Annotated in this window: 1 protein-coding gene; it reads left to right on the top strand. The window is 68.7% G+C overall.

What is annotated here, in order from left to right:
* Positions 1-236: 236 nt before the first annotated feature.
* Positions 237-1,220, top strand: a 984-nt coding sequence (locus ACH4B3_RS34280) for an IS110 family transposase (RefSeq protein WP_398469715.1), incomplete at its 3' end; no start/stop codon positions are given.

Here is a 1,220-nt window from a genome sequence, read left to right as displayed (position 1 = left end):
TCAGAACTCCCTACGTTTTTCCTCGGGACTGGGCGAGCCCTTCGTATGGTTGGCCCACCCAGGGGGCCCGGGTGTGGCTTTCAGAACTCTGCCGACCGTGGCTGCTGACGATTGGCCGCCCGGGCCCCCACGACGACTCGGCTGCTCATTAGAAATTGCGGCACTGATCGCTCAGTAGGGACTTGCCAGCGAGGTCGTCCGTGGTACCTGTACGCAAGCGACCCGTGGAGAACCGTGTGACAGAGATCTGGGCCGGGATCGACGCCGGAAAGACCCATCACCACTGCGTGGTGATCGACGACACCGGCAAGCGGCTCCTGTCGCGGCGTGTGGCCAACGACGAGACCGAACTGCTTCAGCTCTTGGCCGACGTCCTCGCCCTGGGCGAGGTGACCGCGTGGGGAATCGACCTCGCCGACGGTGGCGCCGCCCTCGCGATCGCGATCCTGCTCAACCACGGCCAGCCCTTGCTCTACATCCCCGGACGGACCGTCAACCGCGCCTCGGAGGGCTACCGGGGCGACGGCAAGACCGACGCCAAGGATGCGGCAGTCATCGCCGACCAGGCCCGCATACGCCGCGACCTGATGCCCCTGCGGTCGGGCGACGAACTGGTCACCGAACTGAAGGTCCTCACCGCCCACCGCCGCGACCTGGTGGATGACCGCACCAGGACCGTCAACCGGCTCCGCGGCCACCTGACCGGGATCTTCCCCGGCCTGGAGCGCGAACTCGACCTCGGCAACACCGGCCCACTGGTGCTGCTGGCGGGCTACCAGACCCCGGCCGCCATGCGCCGCACTGGCGTCAAGCGGCTGACCACCTGGCTGCGGAACCGCAAGGTCCGCGCAGCCGACCAGCTCGCCGCCAAAGCCGTTGAGGCCGCTGAAGGCCAGCAGACCAGCGTCCCGGGAGAGAAGGTCACCGCCCTGGTGGTGCAATCTCTCGCTCGGGAGGTGATGGGCCTCAACGAGAAGGTCGCCGAGACCGACAAACTCATCGAGGGTCGGTTTCGCGAACACCAGCACGCCGAAGCGATCGCCAGCCTGCCGGGCATCGGCCCCCTGCTCGGCGCCGAATTCATCGCCGCAACCGGCGGAGACATGGACGCCTTCGCCAGCGCCGACCGGCTGGCCGGGTTCGCCGGCGTCGCCCCCGCGCCCCGCGACTCCGGCAAGATCAGCGGCAACCTGCATCGGCCCCAGCGATACAGCCGGCGC

Origin of the sequence: Streptomyces sp. NPDC018031 (assembly GCF_044327625.1) — a bacterium.
Taxonomy (GTDB): Bacteria; Actinomycetota; Actinomycetes; order Streptomycetales; family Streptomycetaceae; genus Streptomyces.
Note: the sequence above shows the minus strand (reverse complement) of the source record. Positions and strands in the feature narration are given on the sequence as shown.